Source organism: Serratia marcescens (assembly GCF_006715005.1).
In the GTDB taxonomy this organism is placed as follows: Bacteria; Pseudomonadota; Gammaproteobacteria; order Enterobacterales; family Enterobacteriaceae; genus Serratia; species Serratia montpellierensis.
Genome location: NZ_VFMJ01000001.1, coordinates 3,652,536 through 3,677,404 on the forward strand (window position 1 = coordinate 3,652,536; position 24,869 = coordinate 3,677,404).

Sequence of the window (24,869 nt, forward strand, 5' to 3'; positions counted from 1 at the left end):
CCGGCGGCTCCTTAGAAATACCCTTGACGCTTTTTCAGCTCCATCGAACCGGACTGATCGCGATCGATCATCCGCCCCTGGCGCTCACTGGTGGTGGAGACCAGCATCTCTTCGATGATCTCCGGCAGGGTTTGCGCCTGCGAGTCCACCGCGCCGGTCAGCGGCCAGCACCCCAGGGTGCGGAAACGCACCATGCGCTGGCTGATCACTTCGCCCGGCTGCAGATCGATGCGATCGTCGTCCACCATCATCAGCATGCCGTCGCGCTCCACCACCGGGCGCGGTTTCGCCAGGTACAGCGGCACGATGTCGATCTTTTCCAGGAAGATGTACTGCCAGATATCCAGCTCGGTCCAGTTCGACAGCGGGAAGACGCGGATGCTCTCCCCTTTGTTGATCTGACCGTTGTAGTTGTGCCACAGCTCCGGCCGCTGGTTTTTCGGATCCCAGCGGTGGAAGCGATCGCGGAACGAATAGATGCGCTCTTTGGCGCGCGATTTCTCCTCGTCGCGCCGCGCACCGCCGAAGGCAGCGTCGAAACCGTACTTGTTCAATGCCTGTTTCAGGCCCTCGGTCTTCATGATGTCGGTATGCTTGGCGCTACCGTGCACGAACGGGTTGATGCCCATCGCCACCCCTTCCGGGTTTTTATGCACCAGCAGCTCGAAGCCGTACTCCTTCGCGGTGCGATCGCGGAATTCGTACATTTCGCGGAACTTCCAGCCGGTATCGACGTGCAGCAGCGGGAACGGCAGCGTGCCGGGGAAGAACGCCTTGCGCGCCAGATGCAGCATCACGGAAGAGTCTTTGCCGATGGAATACAGCATCACCGGGTTGGCGAATTCAGCGGCGACTTCACGGATGATATGGATACTCTCCGCCTCCAATTGCCGCAAATGAGTGAGTCGTTTTTCGTCCATAACAGGTCCTTAAAAGCCTTGCCTATGCCAAATTCACGACGGCCGGGCGCGCTGCCCCTTCCGTCTGCGATTGATGCCCGAACCAGGCGATTTGATGGTGCAGTTCCACCACCTCGCCGATCACCAACAGCGCCGGCAGCGGCGCCCGTTGGGCCAGATGTTCCAGTTGTTCCAGCGTGCCGATCTGCACCTGCTGATCGGCGCGCGTGCCGCGGCTGATCACCGCCACCGGCGTCGCGGCAGCGCGACCGTGGGCGATCAGGCGCTGGCTGATGTCCGCCGCCTTCATGGTGCCCATGTAGATAGCCAACGTCTGCCGCGCCCGAGCCAGATCGGCCCAGTCCAAGCCATCGCCGTCGGGGCGGCAATGGCCGGTGATAAAGGTCACGCTCTGCGCATGATCGCGGTGCGTCAGCGGAATGCCGGCGTAGGCGGTCGCCCCCGCGGCGGCCGTGACGCCCGGCACCACCTGGAACGGGATGCCGGCGGCGGCGGCCACCTGCAGCTCTTCGCCACCTCGGCCAAAGATGAACGGGTCGCCTCCCTTGAGGCGCACCACGCGTTTGCCCTGCTGCGCCAGTTCCACCAACAGCCGATTGATTTCTTCCTGGATCACCGAGTGTGCGCCGGCGCGCTTGCCCACGCAGATACGTTCGGCGTCGCGACGCACCAGATCGAGGATTTCGCCACTGACCAGATGGTCATACAGCACCACGTCCGCCTGCTGCATCACCTGCAGCCCACGCAGGGTCAACAGCCCCACGTCGCCCGGCCCGGCGCCCACCAGAGCGATCTCGCCCTGCGCGCCCTCATCGCCTGCGGCGAAGCGGTGCAAATCCTGCTCCAGCTGCCGTTCCGCCTGCGCCGTCTGGCCGTTGGCCACCAGCGTGGCGAAACGGCCGCCAAAGGTTTTCTCCCAGAAACGGCGACGCTCGCCAATCGAGGCCAGCCGCTGTTTGACCTGGCCGCGCCAGCGGCCCGCCACCTGCGCCATCTGCCCCAAACTGGCGGGCAGCAACGCCTCCAGCTTTTCCCTCAGCAACCGCGCTAACACCGGCGCCTGGCCGCTGGACGATACGGCCACCACCAGCGGCGAGCGATCGATGATCGATGGGAAGATGAACGAACAGCGCGGCTGATCGTCCACCACGTTGGCCAGCAGCCGGCGCTTATCCGCCTCGGCGAATACCGCGGCGTTCAACGCGTTGTCGTCCGTGGCGGCGATAGCCAGAAACACATCGTCCAACTGCTGCGGATCAAAGGTTTTCCCCAGCCAGAGCACCTGCCCTTGCTGACGTTGTTGTTCCAGTTCCGGTGAGAGCGACTGCGCAACTATCCGTATTTCAGCCCCGGCGCGCTGAAGCAGATCGACTTTTCGCGCAGCCACGTCACCGCCGCCAACGACCAGCACCGGACGTTGTTTCAGGTCGGCAAATATTGGTAGATAGTCCACAACAGCCTTTTCATATAACAGAAAGATAGTGTGACTATACGGGCTGAGATTTAGCCTCTGAAATGACGAAAAGGAATGATTAGTTCCTTTATGGAATATAGGCCGCAACGCCAAAGGCAAACGGTGATAACTGCAGCGGTTGTTTGCGCATTCGCGCGAAAATTAAGAGACAGGGAAATTGTGTAATGCCGCCCGGCGTCTCATACTGGGTGCCGCAGAAAAATGATCGGCAGCGCCGATAGCAAAGAAGGATTTTTCGGTATGTTTTCCCGTTTTTACCTGAAGAGCAGCCTGCTGGCCCTCGCACTCGGCGGCGTCTTCAGCGTGTGTGCCGCACAGCCCGCAAAAGACGCGCCAATGGGCCGTTTCGCCGCCGAACAGACCCGCCACATCGCCACTTACTTCCCCGGCCGCATGGCGGGCAGCCCGGCAGAATTGCTCACCGCCGACTACCTGAAACAGCAGTTCAGCAAGATGGGTTACCAAAGCGATATTCGCAGCGTCAACACTCGCTATCTCTACACCAGCAAAGACGGCAAGAAGAACTGGAATAACGTTACCGCCAGTTCAGTGATCGCCGCCCGCAACGGCGACAGCCCGAAACAGATCGTGATCGTCGCTCACTTCGACACCTACACGCCGCAGAGCGACGAGGATTTGGATAACAACCTCGGCGGCCTGACGCTACAGGGCGTCGACGACAACGCCTCCGGCATCGGCGTGATGCTGGAACTGGCGGAGCGCCTGAAGAGCATCCCCACCGCCTACGGCCTGCGCTTCGTCGCCACCAGCGCCGAAGAGATCGGTTCGCTGGGGGCGCAGAACTACCTGCAGCGTATGAGCGCGGAAGAGAAAAACAACACCGTGCTGGTGATCAACCTCGACAGCCTGATCACCGGCGATCGTCTGTACTTCAACGCCGGGCGCAACACGCCGCCGCAGATGGCGAAACGCTCCCGCGATCGCGCGCTGGATATCGCCCATCGCTACGGCATCGCCGCCGCCAGCAATCCGGGCAGCGCGCAGCATCCGAAGGGCACCGGCTGCTGCTCCGATCAAGAGGTGTTCGACGCGGCGGGCATCCCGGTGCTGTCGGTGGAGGCCACCAACTGGTCGCTGGGCGACAAGGACGGCTACCAGCAGCGCGCCGTCAGCCCGCACTTCCCGCAGGGCGTCACCTGGCACCGCCCGCAGTATGACAACCTGCAGTACCTGGATCGCTACCTGCCGGGGCGGATCGACAAACGCAGCCGCGACAGCGTGCAGATCCTGCTGCCGCTGATCAAAGAGCTGGCGCAGGCGCACCCGCCGAAAGCACAGAAGAAAAAGTAGCCCGCAAAAAAACAGGGCCCAGCATTGCTGAGCCCTGTCGTGTGATTCGTCTCGTTTAGCCTTCGTGCAGGCCGCACTCGCGCTTCAGCCCGAAGAAACGCGTCTCTTCCTCGCTCATGCCCGGCTCCCATTTCTGGGTGGTGTGGGTATCGCCTACCGACAGGTAGCCCTGCTCCCACAGCGGGTGATAGCTCAGCCCGTGCTCGGTCAGATACTGGTAAATCTTGCGGTTGTCCCAGTCGATGATCGGCAGGATCTTGAACACCCCGCGCTGCACCGCCAGCACCGGCAGATTGGCGCGGCTGCCGGACTGCTCGCGCCGCAGGCCGGCGAACCAGCTCTGCGCCCCCAGCGTCTCCAGCGCACGGTTCATCGGCTCAACCTTGTTGATCTGGTTGTACTTTTCAATCCCTTCCACGCCCTGTTCCCACAGCTTGCCATAGCGCGCCTCTTGCCAGGCGGGAGACTGTTCGGCGCGGAACACCTGCAGATTCAGCTTCAGCTGGTCGGTCAGTTGATCGATAAAGCGGTAGGTTTCCGGGAACAGGTAACCGGTGTCGGTCAGGATCACCGGGATATCCGGCCGGATGCGTGTCACCAGGTGCAGACATACCGCCGCCTGAATGCCGAAACTGGACGAGAGTACGAACTCGCCGGGCAGATGCTCCAGCGCCCATGCAACGCGCTGCTCGGCGCTGAGGGTCTCCAGTTGGCCGTTGACCACCGCCAATGCCAGCGCCTGCCCGGATTTGGGCAACGCGTTCAGCGCCGCCAGATCGAATTCAGCCATGTTGTCTCTCCTGCTACTTGAAATTACCTGTGCGGCCCCTCTGCCCAGGGGCCGCCCGGCCTCACTCCCAGAAATCTCGCGCCGGATCCAGCACCGGTTTGACGATGCCCGCGCGAACGGTGAAGTCGCCGAAGCCTTCGCCGGCGTTGCGCTCCTTCGCCCAGCGCCCCACCAACAGATCGATCTCGCTCAGGATCTCGTCTTCGTTGATGTTTTCGCGGTACATGCGCGGAATGCGCGTGCCTTCGCGGTTGCCACCCAAATGCAGGTTATAGCGGCCGACCGCCTTGCCCACCAGCCCCAGCTCCGCCAGCAGCGCGCGGCCGCAGCCGTTCGGGCAACCGGTGATGCGCAGCACGATATGCTCGTCGCCCACCCCGTGCCGATGCATGATCCCTTCCACCTTGGTGACGAACTGCGGCAGGAAGCGCTCGGCCTCCGCCATCGCCAGCGGGCAGGTCGGGAACGATACGCAGGCCATCGAGTTCTTGCGTTGCTCGCTGATCTCGTCGTCGATCAGGCCATGATCGCGCGCCAGGGCTTCGATCTTCGCCTTCTCGCTTTCCGGCACGCCGGCGATGATCACGTTTTGGTTCGCCGTCAGACGGAAGTCGCCTTTATGGATCTTGGCGATCTCCGCCATGCCGGTCTTCAGCGGGCGCCCCGGATAGTCCAGCAGGCGACCGTTCTCGATAAACAGCGTCAGGTGCCATTGATCGTCGATGCCCTTCACCCAACCGATGCGATCGCCGCGGCCGGTGAATTCATACGGCCGGATCGGTGCGAAGGTAATGCCGGCACGCTTTTCCACTTCGGCGCGGAAAACATCCACCCCGACGCGCTCCAGCGTGTATTTGGTTTTGGCGTTCTTGCGATCGGTGCGGTTGCCCCAGTCGCGCTGCGTGGTCACCACCGCTTCCGCGACCGCCAGCGTATGCTCGAGCGGAATGTAGCCGAACTCGCTGGCCTGGCGCGCGTAGGTTTTCTTGTTGCCGTGCTCGATGGACAATCCGCCGCCCACCAGCAGGTTGAAGCCTACCAGCTTGCCGTTTTCGGCGATCGCCACAAAGTTCATGTCGTTGGCGTGCAGATCGACGTCGTTCTGCGGCGGGATCACCACCGTGGTTTTGAACTTGCGCGGCAGGTAGGTCGACCCCAAAATCGGCTCTTCGTCGGTGGTGGCCACCTTCTCCTGATCCAGCCACACCTCGGCGTAGGCGCGGGTGCGCGGCAGCAGGTGTTCGGAGATCTTCTTCGCCCACTCGTAGGCTTCCTGATGCAGCTCGGACTCCACCGGGTTGGAGGTACACAGCACGTTGCGGTTCACGTCGTTGGCGGTCGCCAGCGCGTCCAACCCCAGACGGTTCAGCAGCTGGTGCACCGGTTTGACGTTGCTTTTCAGAATGCCGTGAAACTGGAACGTCTGGCGGTTGGTGATGCGAATGCTGCCATACAGCGTGCTCTCCTGCGCGAACTTGTCGATGCCCAGCCACTGCTGCGGGCTGATGATGCCGCCCGGCAGGCGGCAGCGCAGCATCATGGCATGGCGCGGCTCCAGCTTCTGCTCGGCGCGTTCGGCGCGAATGTCGCGGTCATCCTGCTGGTACATGCCGTGGAAACGGATCAGCAGGAAGTTGTCTCCGTTGAAGCCGCCGGTCAGGCCGTCATTTAAATCTTCGGCGATGGTGCCGCGCAGGAAGTGGCTCTCCTTCTTCATGCGCTCCGCATCGGCCAGTTTGCCTTCGACTACCAAAGGCCCGGGGTGTTTATCACTCATCAGTAAACATCTCGCTGATAACGGCGCTCAAGGCGCAGCTCACTTAAAAATTCATCCGCCTGCTCGGTATCCATGCCACCGTGCTCGGCCACCAGTTCCAGTAATGTGTTTTCCACGTCTTTCGCCATGCGATTGGCATCGCCGCAGACGTAAATGTGCGCGCCTTCCTGAATCCAGCGCCACACTTCCGCGCCCTGTTCGCGCAGTTTGTCTTGTACGTATATTTTATGTTGCTGGTCGCGGGACCAGGCCAGATCGATGCGGGTCAGCAGGCCGTCTTTCACGTAGCGCTGCCATTCGACCTGATACAGGAAATCTTCGGTGAAGTGCGGGTTGCCGAAGAACAGCCAGTTCTTGCCGCCGGCGCCGTCGGCGTCGCGCTGCTGCATAAAGGCGCGGAACGGCGCGATGCCGGTGCCCGGGCCGATCATGATCACCGGCGCTTCCGGATTGGCCGGCAGGCGGAAGTTGTCGTTGTGTTCGATAAACACCCGCACGTCGCCGTCCTCCTCCAGGCGATCCGCCAGGAAGCCGGAGGCGCCGCCGCTGCGGGCGCGCCCGTCGATGTCGTAACGCACCACGCCCACGGTGATGTGCACTTCGCTTTCGTTCTCCGCCTGCGAAGAGGCGATGGAATACAGGCGCGGCGTCAGCGGGCGCAGCAGGCCAACCAGCTGTTCGGCGCTCAGATCCGCCGGCGCCTGCCGCACCATATCGACGATCGGCGTATTGTGTGCGTACTGCTGCAGCGCAGCCTTATCCGCCAACAGGCCGATCAGCGTTTCGTCGCGCGACAGCGCGGCGTATTTATCGACGATCGGGGTGGTGTTCTGCGTCAGTTCGAAATGGCTGCGCAGCGCCTGCGCCAGCGGCAGGGTCTGCCCTTCCACCTCGACCGGCTCGTCGCCTTTCAGCCACAACAACTGCACCAGCTCGTCCACCAGCGCGGGATCGTTGTCGAACCATACGCCGAGCGCATCGCCCGGTTGATAACGCAGGCCGGAATCGCCCAGATCGATCTCGATATGGCGCACGTCTTTATCCGACGCGCGGCCGGTAATCTTCTGCTTAACCGCCAGTTGGGCGGTGAGCGGCTGTTCCTTGCTGTACGGGCTGCTGTCGATCAGATCGACCGCACCGCTGGCCAACACGCCCGGCGCGGCGATTTCCGCCGGCGTGCGCGCCTTCAGCACCGACACCACCTGTTTGCGCCAGGCGGCCGCTAGCTCCTGGTACTCCACGTCGGCGTCCACACGCTCCACCAGGCGCTCGGCGCCCAGTTCGGCCAGCTTGCCGTCGAAATCTTTACCAGACTGACAGAAATTCTCATAAGAGGTGTCCCCCAGCCCGAACACCGCAAAAGCGGTATCATTCAGCTTCGGCGCCTTCTTCGAGAACAGGAATTTATGCAGCGCCACCGCTTCTTCCGCCGGTTCGCCTTCCCCCTGCGTGGAGGCGACGATCACCAGCAGGCGCTCTTGCGCTATCTGTTTGAATTTGTAGTCGCCGGCGCTGACCAACGTGGCGCTCAGATTGGCGGCCAACAGATCGTCGCGCAGCTGCTCCGCCAGGCGGCGCGCATTGCCGGTCTGCGAAGCGGAAATGATGGTGATAGCGGCCGCAGCCGCAGGGGCGACAGGCGCAATGGCCACGGCTCCGGGCTGTTGATTGACCATGCCCCAAAAATAACCGGACAGCCACGCCAGCTGCGTCGGCGAATAGTCGCCGATCGTTGCCTGCAAGCGCGCCAGCTGTTCGGGCGTCAGCGGGAGCAAAGATGTTGGAGGAGCCTGAGTCGTCATTGCTGTACTTATTTCCTATACTTAGCGCCTTTCCTGCCAGGCGCGCGCCAGTGCCAGTCGCTGTCTCTTCGCTGCGTCGGGTGTGCGGAAAAGATCAGGAGAGTTTGTAAGGTTACCGAGCAGAATAGCAACGATTAAATAAGGGATAGCAATAAATCATAACCAAAATGACTAAGCTGTTTTTCTGGTAAGGGATAACGCTTAAACCGTTAAACAAAGTTTTTTATCCAGATGAAAATAAAGCACTTTTTTTCATCATTTTTTCACCGTTCAACATTTCGGCTCATTACCCCAGCCGATAGGTGCCGCAAACACCAAACAAAAAAAGTGTTAACCGGGTGCGTTTGCCGTGGCGGTAGACCATAACGGTATAAATGGCAAGCAGGCGCGCTTTCCGGTACTATGCGGCGGTTTTTGAGTCAATGAGGCCGTAATAATGGCAACCACGCTGTTTAAAGATTTTCAGTTTGAAGCCGCACACCGTTTGCCGCACGTACCGGAGGGCCACAAATGCGGCCGTCTGCATGGGCATTCGTTTATGGTGCGTCTGGAAGTGACCGGTGAAGTGAACCCCCACACCGGTTGGGTGATGGATTTCGCCGAGCTCAAGGCTGTGTTTTCCCCGATCTGGGAGCGGCTGGATCACCATTATCTGAACGATATTCCAGGATTGGAAAATCCCACCAGCGAAGTGCTCGCCGCCTGGATTTGGCAGCAGCTCAAGCCCCAGTTACCGGAACTGACTGCGGTGATGGTGAAAGAGACCTGTACGGCGGGATGCGTATATAAAGGTTGATGCCGTGAGGGTATGTGCAGATACCCTCACACTACCTCGCCTTGCAGATCCAGGTGCCGCGCCGCCCAGGGCCTTTCCGACAGGCTCAACGCCATTCCCCCGCGATAGACAAACGTTTTGCTCTCGCCATCCTCAATGAACGCCGTCTCGTTTTCCATCGCCCGATAGCCGGCGCCGGTATAGTATTTTTCGCTTACCGCAAACAGTATGGAATATGCGATCCCTTTACTGCGCAGAGAGTCATGCGCCTGCACTAGCATTTTTGCGGCCACGCCGCGGCGGCGATGCGTTTGTGCCACGGCCACCAGCCCGATGATGCCAATCACCTCGGCCTCACCGTCAATCAGCACCGGCCGCTCATGCACCGCCAGTTGGCCGACGATCGCTTCACCTTCCGTGGCGATCACCAGGCAAACCGGCGCATGCTGCAGATAAAATCCGTCGGTTATCTCGGGGAAAGCGTCGGACAACAGTGAGCGAATCGACCGCAATTCCGCTTCCGTCACCGCCTCGAATGCACGCGATAAAATCTTCACCGGCAACTCCTGTCTCGTTCTAACGCTTCCTGCCAATAAACTCAGGCGATATTCAGATATTTGTGGGTCTGCATCGACAGCCGCCAGTTGCGCGCAATGCAGGTTTCGATGCACAGGCGGGTCGCCTCTTCTTTCTGGCTGATCGGCTGCAGCGCAATAATCCGCGCCTTGTCGTCCTGCAGCGTCGCCAGCAGCGCGTCGAGCGCCTCGATATCGCGCTCGCGCGCCACCGGATGCTTCACCTCGTCGGCGCGCCGCAGCGCCTGATCCAGCACTTTCATGCCGCCGCGCATATTCACCTTCGGCGAAACCGTCACCCAGGTGTTGGCGGAGCAGCGAATTTCGTGGGTGCCGCTGGTCTCAATCTGGCAGCCGTAGCCATGCTGTTCGAACAGCTCTGTCAGCGGCGTCAGATCGTAGATGCAGGGTTCGCCGCCGGTGATCACCACATGGCGCGCGGTGTAACCTTGTTGACGCATCACCGCCAGCAGCTGCTCGGCGCTGGCATTGCCCCAGGCGTCGCTTTCCTCTGTTTTGACCAGGATCCGTTGCAGGTCGACTTCCCGATTGGCTTCCTTTTCCCAGGTATGTTTGGTATCGCACCAACTGCACCCTACCGGGCAGCCCTGCAGGCGGATAAAAATGGCCGGCACGCCGGTGAAAAAGCCTTCGCCCTGCAAGGTTTGGAACATCTCATTGATCGGGTACTGCATCGGTTTCTCAATCTGGAAAAGTAAAAAGCGATTATCGCAGATTCCGGCCCGGCGACCAAACGGCCAAAATTGTATTAAATTTTATCCTCCGCGCCGCCATCAGCATATCTCACCGCCAATGGCCTTCATTTAATTTGTTAACCGGCCTTAGGCCTTTCATCGGCGGTGCAACCTGCTCCACAGAAAACAACACGCAGTTAACAAATAAGATAATTATATTTGACATAAAGCGCTGACGCGCAGATGTATATACAAGCAAACACAAGCCGAGCGCCAGTTTCGGCCACGTTCCATCCATCACGACTACATCTGCGTTTAGAGGGTGCCATGACTCATTCCACCAGCGAGTTGAACATTCAGCAGGCCATCGACGACAGCAAGTTTTCGCTGTTTCACTGGACCCTGATCATTCTCGGATTCCTGATCCTCGCCATCGACGGTTTCGATACCGCCGCCATGGGCTATATCGCCCCCTCGGTCGCCAAAGACTGGGGCATCGTCAAACAGGATCTGGGGCCCGTGCTGAGCGCCGCGCTGCTGGGGCTGTCGCTCGGCGCGCTGATCGCCGGGCCAATCTCCGACCGCATCGGCCGCAAGCGCGTGCTGGTGTTTTCCTGCCTGTTCTTCGGCCTGTCGAGCCTGGCCACCGCCTACGCCGGCTCGCTCAATAGCCTGACGCTGTGGCGTTTCCTCACCGGCCTCGGGCTGGGGGCGGCGATGCCCAACGCCATCACGCTGATCTCCGAATACGCGCCGCAGCGCTGCCGTTCGCTGGCGATCAACACCATGTACTGCGGCTTTCCGCTGGGCGCGGCCGGCGGCGGCGCCATTTCATCGTGGCTGATTCCGAGCTACGGCTGGCACAGCGTGCTGCTGCTCGGCGCCATTGCGCCGCTGGTATTGACGGTCTTGCTGATTTTGCTGCTGCCGGAATCGGTCAAATATATGGTTAACCGCGGGCAGGATGCGGCGAAGATCAAGCGCATCGCGCAACGCTTCGTCAGCCAGAGCCTTGACGGCGTGACGCGTTTTTACCTGTATGAAGAGAAGCTGACGCAGGCCAAGACCAGCGTCGGCCTGCTGTTCAGCCGCCCTTACCTGCTCGGCACGCTGATGCTGTGGGTGACCTACTTCATGGGGCTGGTGATCTACTACGTGTTGCTGAGCTGGATGCCGATCCTGATGCAGGGATTGGGCTACCAGTTGGAACAGTCGGCGATGCTTACCTCGCTGTTCACCTTCGGCGGCACGCTCGGCATCCTGGTAGCCGGCTGGCTGATGGATCGCTGGAACGCGCATAAGGTGGTCTCGAGCGGCTTTGTCGTCACCGCCCTGCTGATCGTGGCGATGGCGACCGAAGATAAACAGATCGTATTGCTGGGCGCCTTCATCTTCCTGATGGGCGTCACCATGAACGGCGCGCAGTCCGGGTTGCAAACGCTGGCGGCCACCTTCTACCCCACCCACAGCCGCGCCACCGGCATCGCCTGGATGCAGGGCATCGGTCGCTTCGGCGGCGTCGCCGGCACCATGATGGGCGCCCAACTGCTGGCGATGCAGTGGGAAGTGCAGAGCATCCTGATGTTCCTGTGCGTACCGGCGCTGATCGCCGCCATCGCCACGGTGTGCAAGATGAGCCGCAAGCCGATGCTGCAACCGGCCGCCTGACCCCTGCAAGCCCGCCCACGGCGGGCTTTGTTCTTGCGGTGATAGGGCTTGTTTATCCTCCGCCGCCAACTGTAATCAGTCTGTAAAAATATTGTGACTAGCCGCCCAAAAATGAGTCAATTTTAATTCATTTTTGCCGAACAGCTCACTTTTCTCCGGCCTATCGCACATGAGCCCGGTGATAAAAAAAACGCTTATCAAGCTGATATAAAAAGAAAATAACTTTTTCTTATGCCATTTTTCATCGGCAACTGGTCAGTGTTGCATATGCTTGTACATACAAGTATATGTTAATAAGCCCTACGCATTGTTATGCCGTGGTACTCATCCCCACCGCGGCATGAAATCTGCACCGATACTGTTTGAGGAAACTGCTGTGACTACAAATAACAAAGTTCGCAATGTCGATGTACGCGCGCCACGCGGCACACAATTAAACGCAAAAAGCTGGCTGACCGAAGCGCCGTTACGCATGCTGATGAACAACCTCGATCCTGAAGTTGCGGAGAACCCACACGAACTGGTGGTGTACGGCGGCATCGGCCGCGCCGCGCGCGACTGGGATTGCTACGACAAGATCGTCGAAACCCTGAAAACGCTGGAAGAAGACGAAACCCTACTGGTGCAGTCCGGCAAACCGGTCGGCGTCTTCAAAACCCACAGCAACGCGCCACGCGTGCTGATCGCCAACTCCAACCTGGTACCGCACTGGGCCACCTGGGAACACTTCAACGAACTGGACGCCAAAGGCCTGGCCATGTACGGCCAGATGACCGCCGGCAGCTGGATCTACATCGGCAGCCAGGGCATCGTTCAGGGCACCTATGAAACCTTCGTCGAAGCGGGCCGCCAGCATTACGACGGCAGCCTGCAGGGCCGCTGGGTGCTGACCGCCGGCCTGGGCGGCATGGGCGGCGCACAGCCGCTGGCCGCGACGCTGGCGGGCGCCTGCTCGCTGAACATCGAATGTCAGCAGAGCCGCATCGATTTCCGTCTGAAAACCCGCTACGTCGATGAGCAGGCCAAAGATTTGGACGACGCGCTGGCCCGCATCAAAAAATACACCTCAGAAGGCAAAGCCATCTCCATCGCTCTGTGCGGCAACGCGGCTGAAATCCTGCCAGAGCTGGTGCGCCGCGGCGTACGCCCAGACATGGTCACCGATCAGACCAGCGCCCACGATCCGCTGAACGGCTACCTGCCGAAGGGCTGGAGCTGGGAAGAGTATCGCCAGCGCGCCCAGACCGAGCCGGCTAAAGTGGTCGCCGCCGCCAAGCAGTCGATGGCCGATCACGTCAAAGCCATGCTGGCCTTCCAGCAGATGGGCGTGCCGACCTTCGACTACGGCAACAACATTCGCCAGATGGCGAAAGAAACCGGCGTCGACAACGCCTTCGACTTCCCGGGCTTCGTGCCGGCCTACATCCGTCCGCTGTTCTGCCGCGGTATCGGGCCGTTCCGCTGGGCGGCGCTGTCCGGCGATCCGCAGGACATCTACAAAACCGACGCCATGGTGAAAGAGCTGATCCCGGATGACGAACACCTGCACCGCTGGCTGGACATGGCGCGCGAGCGCATCAGCTTCCAGGGCCTGCCGGCGCGCATTTGCTGGGTTGGCCTCGGCCAGCGCGCCAAGCTGGGCCTGGCGTTCAACGAGATGGTGCGCCGCGGCGAACTGTCCGCCCCGATCGTCATCGGCCGCGACCACCTGGATTCCGGCTCCGTTTCCAGCCCGAACCGTGAAACCGAAGCGATGAAAGACGGTTCCGATGCGGTTTCCGACTGGCCGTTGCTGAACGCCCTGCTGAACACCGCCAGCGGCGCCACCTGGGTTTCCCTGCACCACGGCGGCGGCGTCGGCATGGGCTTCTCCCAACACTCCGGCATGGTGATCGTCTGCGACGGCACCGACGAGGCCGCCGAGCGCATCGCCCGCGTCCTGCACAATGACCCGGCTACCGGGGTCATGCGTCACGCCGACGCCGGTTACGATATCGCTATCGACTGCGCCCGCGAGCAAGGCCTGAACCTGCCGATGGTTGCCGCGACCCAAGGAGAAAAAGCATGAAAGCGCTGACTATTCGCCCAGGCAAACTGACGCTGGCCCAGCTACGCGACGTCTATCAACATCCGGTGACGCTGACGCTGGACGACAACGCCTACGGCCCTATCCAACAGAGCGTGGCCTGCGTGGAACGTATCGTTGAAGAAAACCGCACCACTTACGGCATCAACACCGGGTTTGGCCTGCTGGCTTCGACGCGCATCGCCCGCGACGATCTGGAAAACCTGCAGCGTTCGATCGTACTGTCACACGCCGCCGGCGTGGGCGAGCCGACCGACGACAACCTGGTGCGCCTGATCATGGTGCTGAAGATCAACAGCCTGTCGCGCGGCTTCTCCGGCATTCGTCTGGAAGTCATTCAGGCGCTGATCGCGCTGGTCAACGCCGAAGTTTATCCGCATATTCCGCTGAAAGGCTCCGTCGGCGCCTCCGGCGACCTGGCGCCACTGGCGCACATGAGCCTGGTGCTGCTGGGCGAAGGCCAGGCGCGCCATCAGGGCCAATGGCTGCCGGCGACCGAAGCGCTGGCCAAAGCCGGCCTGAAACCGCTGACGCTGGCGGCGAAAGAGGGTCTGGCGCTGCTGAACGGCACCCAGGTCTCCGCCGCCTTCGCGCTGCGCGGCCTGTTCGATGCCGAAGATCTGTTCGCCGCTGCGACCGTGGCGGGCAGCCTGACGGTGGAAGCGGCGCTGGGCTCTCGCAGCCCGTTCGATGCGCGTATCCACGAGGTGCGCGGCCAGCGCGGCCAGATCGACGCCGCCATCGCCTATCGCCACCTGCTCGGCGCGCGCAGCGAAGTCTCCGACTCGCACCGCAACTGTGAAAAAGTGCAGGATCCTTACTCCCTGCGCTGCCAGCCACAGGTGATGGGTGCCTGCCTGACGCAGATCCGCCAGGCCGCCGAAGTGCTGGAAATCGAAGCTAACGCCGTCTCCGATAACCCGCTGGTGTTCGCCGAACAGGGCGACGTGCTGTCCGGCGGCAACTTCCACGCTGAACCGGTAGCGATGGCCGCCGATAACCTGGCGCTGGCGTTTGCCGAAATCGGTTCGCTGTCCGAGCGCCGCATCTCGCTGATGATGGACAAGCACATGTCGCAGCTGCCACCGTTCCTGGTGGAGAACGGCGGCGTGAACTCCGGCTTCATGATCGCTCAGGTGACCGCCGCGGCGCTGGCCAGCGAAAACAAAGCGCTGGCGCACCCGTCGAGCGTCGACAGCATTCCGACCTCCGCCAACCAGGAAGACCACGTTTCCATGGCGCCGGCCGCCGGTCGCCGCCTGTGGAGCATGGCGGACAATGTGCGCGGCATTCTGGCGGTCGAATGGCTGGCCGCCTGTCAGGGCCTGGATTTCCGCAACGGCCTGAAGACCTCGGAAGGTCTGGAGCAGGCGCGCCGTCTGCTGCGCGAGCATGTCAGTTTCTACGACAAGGATCGTTTCTTCGCCCCCGACATTGAAGCCGCCAGCCAACTCTTGGCGGCCGGTCACCTGACATCGCTGCTGCCTGCGGCGCTGCTGCCTAGCCAGGCATAATCATCACACACTGAATCACGCAGTTTGTTCTGCCCCGCCGGGTGCGTTCCACCCGGCGCGGGCAGCGCGTGCCTGTTCGGCAAACACTTAACGGGAAGCAACATGCGTAACGAAACGACACAACTCAGACGCGGACTAAACGCGCGGCATATCCGTTTCATGGCCCTCGGCTCGGCGATCGGCACCGGCCTGTTCTACGGCTCCGCCGGCGCCATCCAGCTGGCCGGCCCGGCCGTGCTGCTGGCCTACCTGGTGGGCGGCGCGGCGGTGTTCATGGTGATGCGCGCGCTGGGTGAAATGGCGGTGCACCAGCCGGTTTCCGGCTCGTTCGGCCACTACGCCAGCCACTATCTCGGCCCGCTGGCCGGGTTCCTCACCGGTTGGACCTACACCTTCGAAATGGTGATCGTCGCCCTGGCGGACGTTACCGCCTTCGGCATTTATATGGGGCTGTGGTTCCCGGAGGTCGCCCAGTGGGTCTGGGTGCTCAGCATCATCCTGTTTATTGGCGCGCTCAACCTGTGCAGCGTCAAGGTGTTCGGTGAGCTGGAATTCTGGCTGTCGCTGGTCAAGGTCGCCGCCATCGTGGCGATGATCGTCGGCGGTGCGGCAGTGATGCTGTTCGGCTTCGGCCAAACCCAGCACGCCACCGGTATCAGCAACCTGTGGCAGCACGGCGGCTTTATGCCTAACGGCATCGGCGGCGTGGTCGCGTCATTGGCAGTGGTGATGTTCGCCTTCGGCGGCATTGAGATCATCGGCATTACCGCCAGCGAGGCGAAAGACCCCGCCAAAGTGCTGCCGAAGGCGATTAACGCCGTGCCGGTGCGCATCCTGCTGTTCTACGTGCTGACGCTGACGGTGCTGATGGCGATCTATCCGTGGAACAGCATCGGCCAGAATGGCAGCCCGTTCGTCGAGATTTTCAGCAACCTCGGCATCAGCTCCGCCGCCAACGTGCTGAACGTGGTGGTGATCACCGCCGCCATTTCGGCCATCAACAGCGACATCTTCGGCGCCGGCCGCATGATGTATGGCATGGCGCAGGACGGCCAGGCGCCGCGCAGCTTCACCAAACTGACCGCCAGCGGCGTGCCGTGGATGACGGTGCTGGTCATGTCGGTCGCCCTGCTGTTGGCGGTGGTGCTCAACTACCTGATCCCGGAGAAGGTCTTCATGATCATCGCCTCGATCGCCACCTTCGCCACCGTCTGGGTGTGGCTGATGATCCTGCTGTCGCAGATCGTCATGCGCCGCACGCTGTCGCCGGAAGAAACTCGTCAGTTGAGCTTCCCGGTGCCGTGGTGGCCGGTAGCGCCGGCATTGGCGACCGCCTTTATGGCGTTCGTCATCGGCCTGCTCGGCTACTTCGAAGAGAGCCGCATCGCCCTGTACGTCGGGCTGGTGTGGATCGCTTTACTCACCGTGGCTTACTGGCTGTGGGTGCGCAAAAAAGGCGGGGGTTCGCCGGTGAGCGCGGCAACGCAACAGATGTAACGCTTGCTGTTGATAAAACCCGCTGCGGCGGGTTTTTTTATTGCGCGCTTTTGGCCGAACGCCGGCCATAAAAAAACCCGCCGCAGCGGGTTTTTATTTAACAACCGAATCGGTCGAACTTACTGGCCTTTAACTTCTTTCAGGCCGTTGAATGGCGCACGGTCACCCAGCGCTTCTTCGATACGGATCAGTTGGTTGTACTTGGCAACGCGGTCAGAACGGCTCATGGAACCGGTTTTGATCTGGCCAGCCGCAGTCCCTACCGCCAGGTCGGCGATGGTCGCGTCTTCGGTTTCACCGGAACGGTGAGAGATCACCGCGGTGTAACCGGCGTCTTTCGCCATCTTGATAGCCGCCAGCGTTTCGGTCAGAGAACCGATCTGGTTGAACTTGATCAGGATGGAGTTAGCGATGCCTTTCTCGATGCCTTCTTTCAGGATCTTGGTGTTGGTCACGAACAGATCGTCGCCCACCAGCTGGATTTTGTCGCCCAGCACTTTGGTCTGGTAAGCGAAGCCCGCCCAGTCGGATTCATCCAGGCCGTCTTCGATAGACACGATTGGGTACTGTTTGGTCAGCTCTTCCAGGAAGTGAGTGAACTCTTCGGAAGTGAAGGCTTTGTTGCCTTCGCCGGCCAGCACGTATTTACCGTCTTTGTAGAATTCGGAAGCCGCACAGTCCATCGCCAGCGTCACGTCTTTGCCCAGCTCGTAGCCCGCCGCTTTTACCGCTTCAGCGATAACCGCCAGCGCTTCGGCGTTGGAACCCAGGTTTGGCGCATAGCCGCCTTCGTCGCCCACGGCGGTGTTCATGCCTTTGGCTTTCAGAACTTTCGCCAGGTGGTGGAACACTTCAGAACCGATGCGCACCGCTTCTTTCAGGGTTTTCGCGCCAACCGGCTGAATCATGAATTCCTGAATGTCGACGTTGTTGTCAGCGTGCTCGCCGCCGTTGATGATGTTCATCATCGGCAGTGGCATGGAGAATTTGCCTGGGGTGCCGTTCAGCTCAGCGATGTGCTCGTACAGCGGCATGCCTTTAGAGGCTGCGGCCGCTTTCGCTGCTGCCAGGGAAACCGCCAGAATGGCGTTGGCGCCGAAGTTGGATTTGTTTTCGGTGCCGTCCAGATCGATCATGATCTTGTCGATGTTCGCCTGGTCTTTGGCATCTTTACCCAGTACTGCCTGAGCAATCGGACCGTTTACTGCAGCAACGGCTTTCAGTACGCCTTTACCCAGGAAACGAGACTTGTCACCGTCACGCAGTTCCAGCGCTTCGCGGGAACCGGTAGAAGCACCTGACGGCGCAGCAGCCAAGCCGACGAAACCGCCTTCCAGATGAACTTCGGCTTCAACAGTCGGGTTACCGCGGGAGTCGATGATTTCACGACCGATGACTTTAACGATTTTGGACATTAGGTTTTCCTCAGTACAAGTTAAACTAAAACTCCAGACAAACAGCGCGCGGTTCTCACCGCGCGCCGCCCACCAAATATTTTATTTCACCTGGCGCTTCTGATGCTCGCCTGCGGCTTTCACGAAGCCGGCGAACAGCGGATGCCCATCACGCGGCGTAGACGTAAATTCCGGGTGGAACTGACAGGCTACAAACCACGGGTGATTCGGCAGTTCAATGATCTCGACCAGCTTGTTGTCGGCGGAACGACCGGCGACACGCAGCCCTGCGGCTTCGATCTGCTTCAACAGCATGTTGTTAACTTCGTAACGGTGACGATGACGCTCGACAATGGTCGGTTCGCCGTACAGCTGACGCACCAGGCTGTTGTCGCTCAGGTTGCACTGTTGGCCACCTACGCGCATCGTGCCGCCCAAATCGCTTTCTTCGCTGCGCACTTCGACGTTGCCGTCTTCGTCGCGCCATTCGGTGATCAACGCCACCACCGGGTACTTACAGTCTGGCATAAACTCGGTGGAGTTGGCGTTTTCCATGCCGGCCACGTTGCGAGCGAACTCCATCAACGCCACCTGCATGCCCAGGCAAATGCCCAGGTAAGGAATGTTGTTCTCGCGCGCATAGCGTGCGGTCATCACTTTGCCTTCCACGCCGCGGTAGCCGAAGCCGCCCGGGATCAGGATCGCATCCAGCCCTTTCAGCACTTCCACGCCGCGGGTTTCTACGTCCTGCGAGTCGATCAGCTTGATGTTCACGGTCAAACGGTTTTTCAGCCCGCCGTGTTTCAGCGCTTCGATCACCGACTTGTAGGCATCCGGCAGCTCAACGTATTTGCCGACCATTCCGATGGTCACTTCGCCGCCCGGATTGGCTTCTTCGTAGATCACCTGTTCCCATTCGGCCAGGTTGGCTTCCGGTGCGTTCAAGCTGAATCGTTTACAAATATAATCGTCCAGCCCCTGAGATTTCAATAGGCCTGGGATTTTATAAATAGAATCAACGTCTTTCAGAGAGATAACCGCTTTTTCCGGCACGTTACAGAAAAGCGCGATTTTCGCGCGTTCGTTAGCAGGAACCGCGCGATCGGAACGGCAAATCAGCACATCAGGCTGAATACCGATGGAAAGCAGCTCTTTTACGGAATGCTGGGTCGGCTTGGTTTTCACTTCGCCCGCCGCCGCCATGTAAGGCACCAGCGTCAGGTGCATGTACAGGGTGTGCTCGCGGCCCACTTCCACCGCCATCTGACGGATGGCTTCGAGGAACGGCAGCGATTCGATATCGCCGACGGTGCCGCCGATTTCCACCAGCACCACATCGTGGCCTTCGCCGCCTTCGATGATGCGTTCTTTGATCGCGTTGGTGATGTGCGGAATGACCTGCACGGTCGCGCCCAGATAGTCGCCGCGGCGTTCTTTACGCAGCACGTCGGAGTAGATGCGGCCGGTGGTGAAGTTGTTGCGACGCGACATTTTGGTGCGGATGAAGCGCTCGTAGTGACCCAAATCCAGATCGGTTTCTGCGCCGTCTTCGGTGACGAAAACTTCCCCATGCTGAATCGGGCTCATGGTGCCCGGATCCACGTTGATGTACGGGTCCAGTTTCATGATGGTAACGTTGAGGCCACGGGCTTCAAGAATAGCCGCCAGAGAGGCTGCGGCAATGCCTTTACCCAGAGAGGATACGACCCCGCCGGTCACAAAAATATAATTAGTTGTCATGCTGAACCTGAGAGTTTAGGTTTAAAGACGATGGAAGAACCAGGACGGGAAAGTAGTATACCCGAACCTCTCCTGACCTACAAACGATCGTTTTGCTGTCCATCATCTCGGCCGCCCTCGCGTGTTCATCAGGGTTTACTCCGCCGGCGCCGCATAAACCCTCCAGGTAAAACAAAGAGTTAGCAGAGAAAATTTCTTTTTACCGCCCCTCAGGAGCGATAAAACGCCTTAGATTTCAGTTTGTTGCCCTTTTGCTGCCGCCGGCAGCCATGCGCCGCCGATCTGACCGCAAGCTTAACCGTTTCAGCTTGAGTGAACCTTGTCGGCGATCAACATTGTCGTTGCAGCGATTCAATTTTCCTGGCGTTTCACCTGCTGCCAGGCCTCTTCCATCTGCTCCAGCGTGGCGTCCTCCAACCGCAGCCCGCGTTGCTGGACAATCTCTTCCACCTGGCGGAAGCGGCGCTCGAACTTGCGGTTCGCCGCCTGCAATGCGTTCTCCGCCTTGTGGCCCAAATGGCGCGACAGGTTCACCGTGGCGAACAGCAAATCGCCGATCTCCTCTTCCAGTTTGCTCTCGTCGACCACCGCCTGGCGGGCTTCGTGCATCACTTCGTCGATCTCTTCGTACACTTTGTCCAGTACCGGCCCCAGGGTGTTCCAGTCGAAGCCGACCGAGGCGCAGCGTTTCTGGATCTTGTGCGCTTTCATCAACGCCGGCAGCGCCTGCGGAATGTCGTCCAGCACCGAGTGCAGCGCTTTTTCGGCGCGCTCGCCGGCCTTCAGTTGCTCCCAGCGCGCCGCCACGGCTTCGCTGTCTCCGCCCTCGGCGTCGCCGAAGATGTGCGGATGTCGGCGCTCCAGCTTGTCGCTGATGGCGGTGCACACCTCATCAAAATCGAACAGCCCCTGCTCCTGCCCCATCTGGGCGTAGAACACCACCTGAAACAGCAAGTCGCCCAGCTCATCGCGCAGATCGGCGTAGTCCTGCCGTTCGATGGCGTCCAGCACTTCGTAAGTCTCTTCCAACGTATAAGGCGCAATGGTGGCGAAGGTTTGCTTGCGGTCCCACGAGCAGCCGAGCTGCGGGTCGCGCAGCGTTTTCATGATATTCAGCAGACGCTGCAGCGGAGTGGATTGGGTCATAAAAAATCTCTGAGAAAGAATGGGGGCGCAGGGGAGCGCCCGCAGAATTCATGGATTTCGGGCCGCATCCGCTATCGATACGGCCCGAAAGGCGATGTGGGCTTAGTTGCCGTGCAAACGCTTGGCGTCTATCACGTCCGGCAGTTGGTTCAGCTTCGCCAGCACCCGGCTCAGCACCTGCTGGTTGTAAATTTCGATATCCATGTCGATGGTGGCCAACTGCTTCTTGGTATCGCTGCGGCTGGCGACGCCCAGCACATTGACCTTTTCGTTGGCCAGAATGGTGGTAATGTCGCGCAACAGCCCGCTGCGATCGTTGGCCATCACGCGCACCACCAGCGAATAACCGCTGGAGTAGCTTTCGCCCCATACCGCATCGACGATGCGCTCCGGCGCGTGCGATTGCAAATCGACCAGCTGATCGCAGTCCGCACGGTGGATCGAAATACCGCGCCCCTGGGTGATAAAACCGACGATGTCGTCGCCCGGGATCGGCTGGCAGCAGCGGGCAATGTGGTGCATCAGGTTGCCCACGCCCTCCACCACCACGCGGCCGTTATCCTTGTTGCGGGTCGGCGGCGGCGCTTTCTGCTGCACCAGCTGGCGCAGCGCCTCGCGATCCTGCTCTTCGGCGCTCGGCTTGTTGAACTTACCCTGCAGGTAATTCACCATCTGGTTCAGGCGAATGTCCCCGCCGCCGATCGCCGCCAGCACCTCGTCCAGCGAGTTCATGTTGTAGCGCGGGATCAGCAGCTTCTCGGCCTCTTTCAGGCTGATGCCGAGGTGTTCCAGTTCGTTGTCCAACATCTGGCGGCCGGCCAGAATGTTCTTGTCGCGGTCCTGCTTGCGGAACCAGTTGTGGATCTTCGAGCGCCCGCGGCTGGTGGTGACGTAGCCCAGGTTCGGGTTCAGCCAGTCGCGGCTCGGGTTCGGCTGTTTCTGGGTGATGATCTCAATCTGATCGCCCATCTTCAGCTGATAGGTAAACGGCACGATGCGGCCGCCGATCTTGGCGCCGATACAGCGGTGACCGACGTCGCTGTGAATGTGATAGGCAAAATCAAGCGGCGTAGAGCCGGCCGGCAGATCCACCACGTCGCCTTTCGGGGTAAACACATAGACCCGATCGTCGAATACCTGGCTGCGCACTTCGTCGAGCATCTCGCCGGAGTCCGCCATTTCTTCCTGCCAGGCGATGAGCTTACGCAGCCAGGCGATGCGTTCTTCGTAGCCGGAGCGCACGGTCACGCCAGCGCCCTCTTTGTACTTCCAGTGTGCGGCCACGCCCAGCTCGGCGTCTTCATGCATTTGCCGGGTGCGGATCTGAATCTCGACGGTTTTGCCGCGCGGCCCCAGCACCACGGTGTGGATAGACTGGTAGCCGTTGGGTTTCGGGTTGGCGACGTAGTCATCGAACTCGTCCGGCAGGTGGCGGAAGTGGGTATGCACGATGCCCAACGCCGCATAGCAATCCTGCAGACGCTCCGCCACGATGCGCACCGCGCGCACGTCGAACAGTTCGTCAAACGCCAGGTGCTTTTTCTGCATCTTGCGCCAGATGCTGTAGATGTGTTTCGGCCGGCCGTAAATCTCCACCCGAATGCCTTCGCTGGCCATCTCGGCGCGCAGCCCGGCGACGAAATCGTCGATGAACTGTTCGCGGTCGATGCGGCGCTCGTGCAACAGCTTGGCGATGCGCTTGTATTCTTCCGGATGCAGGTAGCGGAAGCAGAAATCTTCCAGCTCCCACTTCAACTGGCCGATGCCAAGCCGGTTGGCCAGCGGGGCGTAGATGTTGGAACACTCTTTCGCCGCCAGCACGCGTTCGTCTTCCGGCGCGTCCTTCACCTCGCGCAGGTGGGCGATACGCTCCGCCAGCTTGATGACCACGCAGCGGAAATCCTCCACCATCGCCAACAGCATGCGGCGCACGTTGTCGACCTGTTCGGAGGCCATCGAGTCGTTTTGGGTGGCTTTCAGTTGACGAATGGCGTCCATGTCGCGCACGCCGTGCACCAGCGCGACGATGCCATTACCGAACGCTTCGGTCAGGGTCTCTTCCTGCACGATGCCGGCGTCCACCAGCGGGAACAGCAGCGCGGCGCGCATGCTGTCGTTATCCATGCTCAGCGTCGAGAGGATTTCCACCATCTCCAAGCCGCGCCACAGCAGCAGCGAGGCGTCGGGATGGTTCAGGGTCTGCTGCTCACAATAACGCCAGGTTGCGGCCAATCGCTCACATGACTGCGGGTTAGGTAGCCCCAAGCCGGCGATCCACTCATCAAGAGCGAACTCACCCGCCGTATTCAGATGTGCACTTCTTACCGCAACCATAACTTCTCCCTACTTTGCAGCGACCTCTGGCGCACGCTCGTTGATAAACAGCGCCATTGATTCAAGATGCCCCGTGTGCGGAAACATATCCAACATCCGCACGCGCGCAAGACGATAACCGGCGCTCAACAGCACTTTGCTGTCGCGAGCCAGCGTGGTGGGGTTACAGGAAACATACACCACCCGCGCCGGCGCCAGTTTTACAATGTGTGACATCACCCCGGCCGCACCGGCACGGGCGGGATCCAGCATCACCTTATCAAACCCTTGTGCTGCCCAAGGTTGCCGTGCAACGTCGTCCTCCAGATTCTCGTGGAAGAACGATGCATTATTCAGCTTATTCTTATGTGCATTATATTGCCCATTCGCTACCAGCGTGGCAACACCTTCGATGCCCACCACCGCAGCGGCCCGGCGCGCCAACGGCAGGGTGAAGTTACCCATGCCGCAGAACAGATCCAGCACCCGATCATTGGGTTGAATATCGAGCCATTCAAGGGCCTGCGCCACCATTTGTTGGTTTACGGCGTCATTGACCTGAATAAAGTCGCGCGGGCTGAAGTCTAAGCGTAGCCCGTCAACCTGATAATACGGCGTGTCACCGCACAGTTTCTCCACGCGATCGCTGTCCGGCGCCAGATAAACGGCGACGTTTTCCCGCTCGCCAAACGCCAACAGCGCCTGCCGATCCGCCTCTTTCAACGCGTCGAGATGGCGCAGCACCAGCAGCGGGCCGTTATCCGCCAGTACCAGCTCCACGTGCCCCAGCCGCCGTACCGCCTGCAACCCGCTCAGGCAGGCGCGCACCGGCGCCAGCAGCTGTTCCAGCTCCGGCCGCAGCACCGGACAGTGCTCCACCACCACCAGCTCACTCGAGGCCGCCTGTCGAAAGCCCATCATCAGGCGCTGCAACTTCGGCTGCCACGCCAGGCTCAGGCGGGCGCGGCGGCGATAACCGTATTCCGGGCCGGCGATCACCGGTTCCTGCTGCGGGGTCACCCCGGTTTCGCGGGCGATCATGCGCACCAGCGCCGCCGCCTTGCTCTGCTGCTGCAGTGCCTCATCCGCATGCTGCTGCTGGCAGCCGCCGCACACGCCGAAATGCGGACAGCGCGGTGCCACCCGCTGCGGGCTGCGGCTCAGCAGGCGCTTGAGCTTGCCTTTGGCGAACTGGCGCTTGTCTTCGGTCAGCTGGATTTCCGCCTGCTCGCCCGGCAATACGCCCGGCACGAACACCGCTTTGCCGTCGTGGCGCGCCACGCCCTGGCCGAAAGGATCGAGATCGCTCACCGTCACGGTGAAGATTTGTGAGCTCTGCCGGGTCGTCACGCGGCGTTTGGGAGAGTAGAATTGCGCCATATTTGTCGATTG

General features: G+C 60.6%; 18 protein-coding genes. 6 read left to right on the forward strand and 12 right to left on the reverse strand.

From position 1 onward, the window contains the following. Nucleotides 1–11: 11 nt before the first annotated feature. Entirely contained in the window at nt 12–920 is a 909-nt protein-coding gene (gene cysD, locus FHU12_RS17860; RefSeq protein ID WP_004932620.1) for a sulfate adenylyltransferase subunit CysD, read from the reverse strand. A 22-nt stretch (nt 921–942) separates the two neighbouring features. Beyond that, nucleotides 943–2,373 (reverse strand): siroheme synthase CysG, encoded by a 1,431-nt coding sequence (gene cysG / locus FHU12_RS17865; RefSeq protein ID WP_141970912.1) that lies wholly within the window; start codon nt 2,371–2,373, stop codon nt 943–945. A gap of 261 nt (nt 2,374–2,634) precedes the next feature. Between cysG and FHU12_RS17870 the strand changes: the two genes are divergently transcribed. Next, nucleotides 2,635–3,705, forward strand: coding sequence for an aminopeptidase (locus tag FHU12_RS17870; protein WP_141970914.1), 1,071 nt, complete (start codon nt 2,635–2,637; stop codon nt 3,703–3,705). A 55-nt stretch (nt 3,706–3,760) separates the two neighbouring features. Here the strand turns inward: FHU12_RS17870 and FHU12_RS17875 are convergent, their stop codons facing one another. The 3 genes from FHU12_RS17875 to cysJ all read right to left on the reverse strand — a co-directional run bounded on the left by FHU12_RS17875 (nt 3,761) and on the right by cysJ (nt 8,074). Next, entirely contained in the window at nt 3,761–4,495 is a 735-nt protein-coding gene (locus FHU12_RS17875; protein WP_016929052.1) for a phosphoadenylyl-sulfate reductase, read from the reverse strand. 61 nt (nt 4,496–4,556) lie between these two features. Next, nucleotides 4,557–6,272 carry an assimilatory sulfite reductase (NADPH) hemoprotein subunit gene (gene cysI / locus FHU12_RS17880; protein WP_141970916.1) on the reverse strand — a complete coding sequence of 572 codons (1,716 nt, stop codon included), beginning with the start codon at nt 6,270–6,272 and terminating at the stop codon, nt 4,557–4,559. Beyond that, the gene (gene cysJ, locus FHU12_RS17885; RefSeq protein ID WP_141970918.1) at nt 6,272–8,074 is read right to left on the reverse strand and encodes an NADPH-dependent assimilatory sulfite reductase flavoprotein subunit; all 1,803 of its coding nucleotides are present in this window, start codon (nt 8,072–8,074) and stop codon (nt 6,272–6,274) included. The genes cysI and cysJ overlap by 1 nt, the downstream gene beginning before the upstream one ends. Before the next feature lie 436 nt (nt 8,075–8,510). Between cysJ and queD the strand changes: the two genes are divergently transcribed. Further along, complete coding sequence (gene queD / locus FHU12_RS17890) at nt 8,511–8,870, forward strand: 6-carboxytetrahydropterin synthase QueD (protein ID WP_141970920.1); 360 nt, start codon at nt 8,511–8,513, stop codon at nt 8,868–8,870. A 26-nt stretch (nt 8,871–8,896) separates the two neighbouring features. On the opposite strand, the gene FHU12_RS17895 is transcribed toward queD, so the two are convergent. Beyond that, complete coding sequence (locus tag FHU12_RS17895; protein ID WP_185742327.1) at nt 8,897–9,406, reverse strand: GNAT family N-acetyltransferase; 510 nt, start codon at nt 9,404–9,406, stop codon at nt 8,897–8,899. A gap of 41 nt (nt 9,407–9,447) precedes the next feature. After that, the gene (gene queE, locus FHU12_RS17900; RefSeq protein ID WP_141970924.1) at nt 9,448–10,119 is read right to left on the reverse strand and encodes a 7-carboxy-7-deazaguanine synthase QueE; all 672 of its coding nucleotides are present in this window, start codon (nt 10,117–10,119) and stop codon (nt 9,448–9,450) included. A gap of 327 nt (nt 10,120–10,446) precedes the next feature. Here queE and FHU12_RS17905 point away from each other — a divergent pair, with 327 nt between their 5' ends. From FHU12_RS17905 to hutT, 4 genes are all read left to right on the forward strand, one after another. Then, nucleotides 10,447–11,787 (forward strand): MFS transporter, encoded by a 1,341-nt coding sequence (locus FHU12_RS17905; RefSeq protein WP_141970926.1) that lies wholly within the window; start codon nt 10,447–10,449, stop codon nt 11,785–11,787. A 376-nt stretch (nt 11,788–12,163) separates the two neighbouring features. Then, the gene (gene hutU, locus FHU12_RS17910; RefSeq protein WP_025159649.1) at nt 12,164–13,855 is read left to right on the forward strand and encodes a urocanate hydratase; all 1,692 of its coding nucleotides are present in this window, start codon (nt 12,164–12,166) and stop codon (nt 13,853–13,855) included. Then, nucleotides 13,852–15,387, forward strand: coding sequence for a histidine ammonia-lyase (gene hutH, locus FHU12_RS17915; RefSeq protein WP_043135860.1), 1,536 nt, complete (start codon nt 13,852–13,854; stop codon nt 15,385–15,387). Before hutU ends, hutH begins: the two co-directional genes overlap by 4 nt. A gap of 102 nt (nt 15,388–15,489) precedes the next feature. Further along, a complete protein-coding gene (gene hutT, locus FHU12_RS17920; protein ID WP_060422516.1) occupies nt 15,490–16,884 on the forward strand; it encodes an L-histidine transporter HutT in 1,395 nt (464 codons plus the stop codon). 119 nt (nt 16,885–17,003) lie between these two features. On the opposite strand, the gene eno is transcribed toward hutT, so the two are convergent. The 5 genes from eno to rlmD form a co-directional block, all read right to left on the reverse strand. Continuing rightward, nucleotides 17,004–18,299, reverse strand: a complete 1,296-nt coding sequence (gene eno, locus FHU12_RS17925; protein WP_025301599.1) for a phosphopyruvate hydratase — start codon at nt 18,297–18,299, stop codon at nt 17,004–17,006. Between the two features lie 81 nt (nt 18,300–18,380). Further along, a complete protein-coding gene (gene pyrG / locus FHU12_RS17930; RefSeq protein WP_004932674.1) occupies nt 18,381–20,018 on the reverse strand; it encodes a glutamine hydrolyzing CTP synthase in 1,638 nt (545 codons plus the stop codon). Between the two features lie 351 nt (nt 20,019–20,369). Further along, nucleotides 20,370–21,164 carry a nucleoside triphosphate pyrophosphohydrolase gene (gene mazG / locus FHU12_RS17935; RefSeq protein WP_141970928.1) on the reverse strand — a complete coding sequence of 265 codons (795 nt, stop codon included), beginning with the start codon at nt 21,162–21,164 and terminating at the stop codon, nt 20,370–20,372. 102 nt (nt 21,165–21,266) lie between these two features. After that, nucleotides 21,267–23,498 (reverse strand): GTP diphosphokinase, encoded by a 2,232-nt coding sequence (gene relA, locus FHU12_RS17940; protein WP_141970930.1) that lies wholly within the window; start codon nt 23,496–23,498, stop codon nt 21,267–21,269. Between the two features lie 9 nt (nt 23,499–23,507). After that, nucleotides 23,508–24,857, reverse strand: coding sequence for a 23S rRNA (uracil(1939)-C(5))-methyltransferase RlmD (rlmD, locus tag FHU12_RS17945; protein WP_141970932.1), 1,350 nt, complete (start codon nt 24,855–24,857; stop codon nt 23,508–23,510). Between the last annotated feature and the right edge of the window lie 12 nt (nt 24,858–24,869).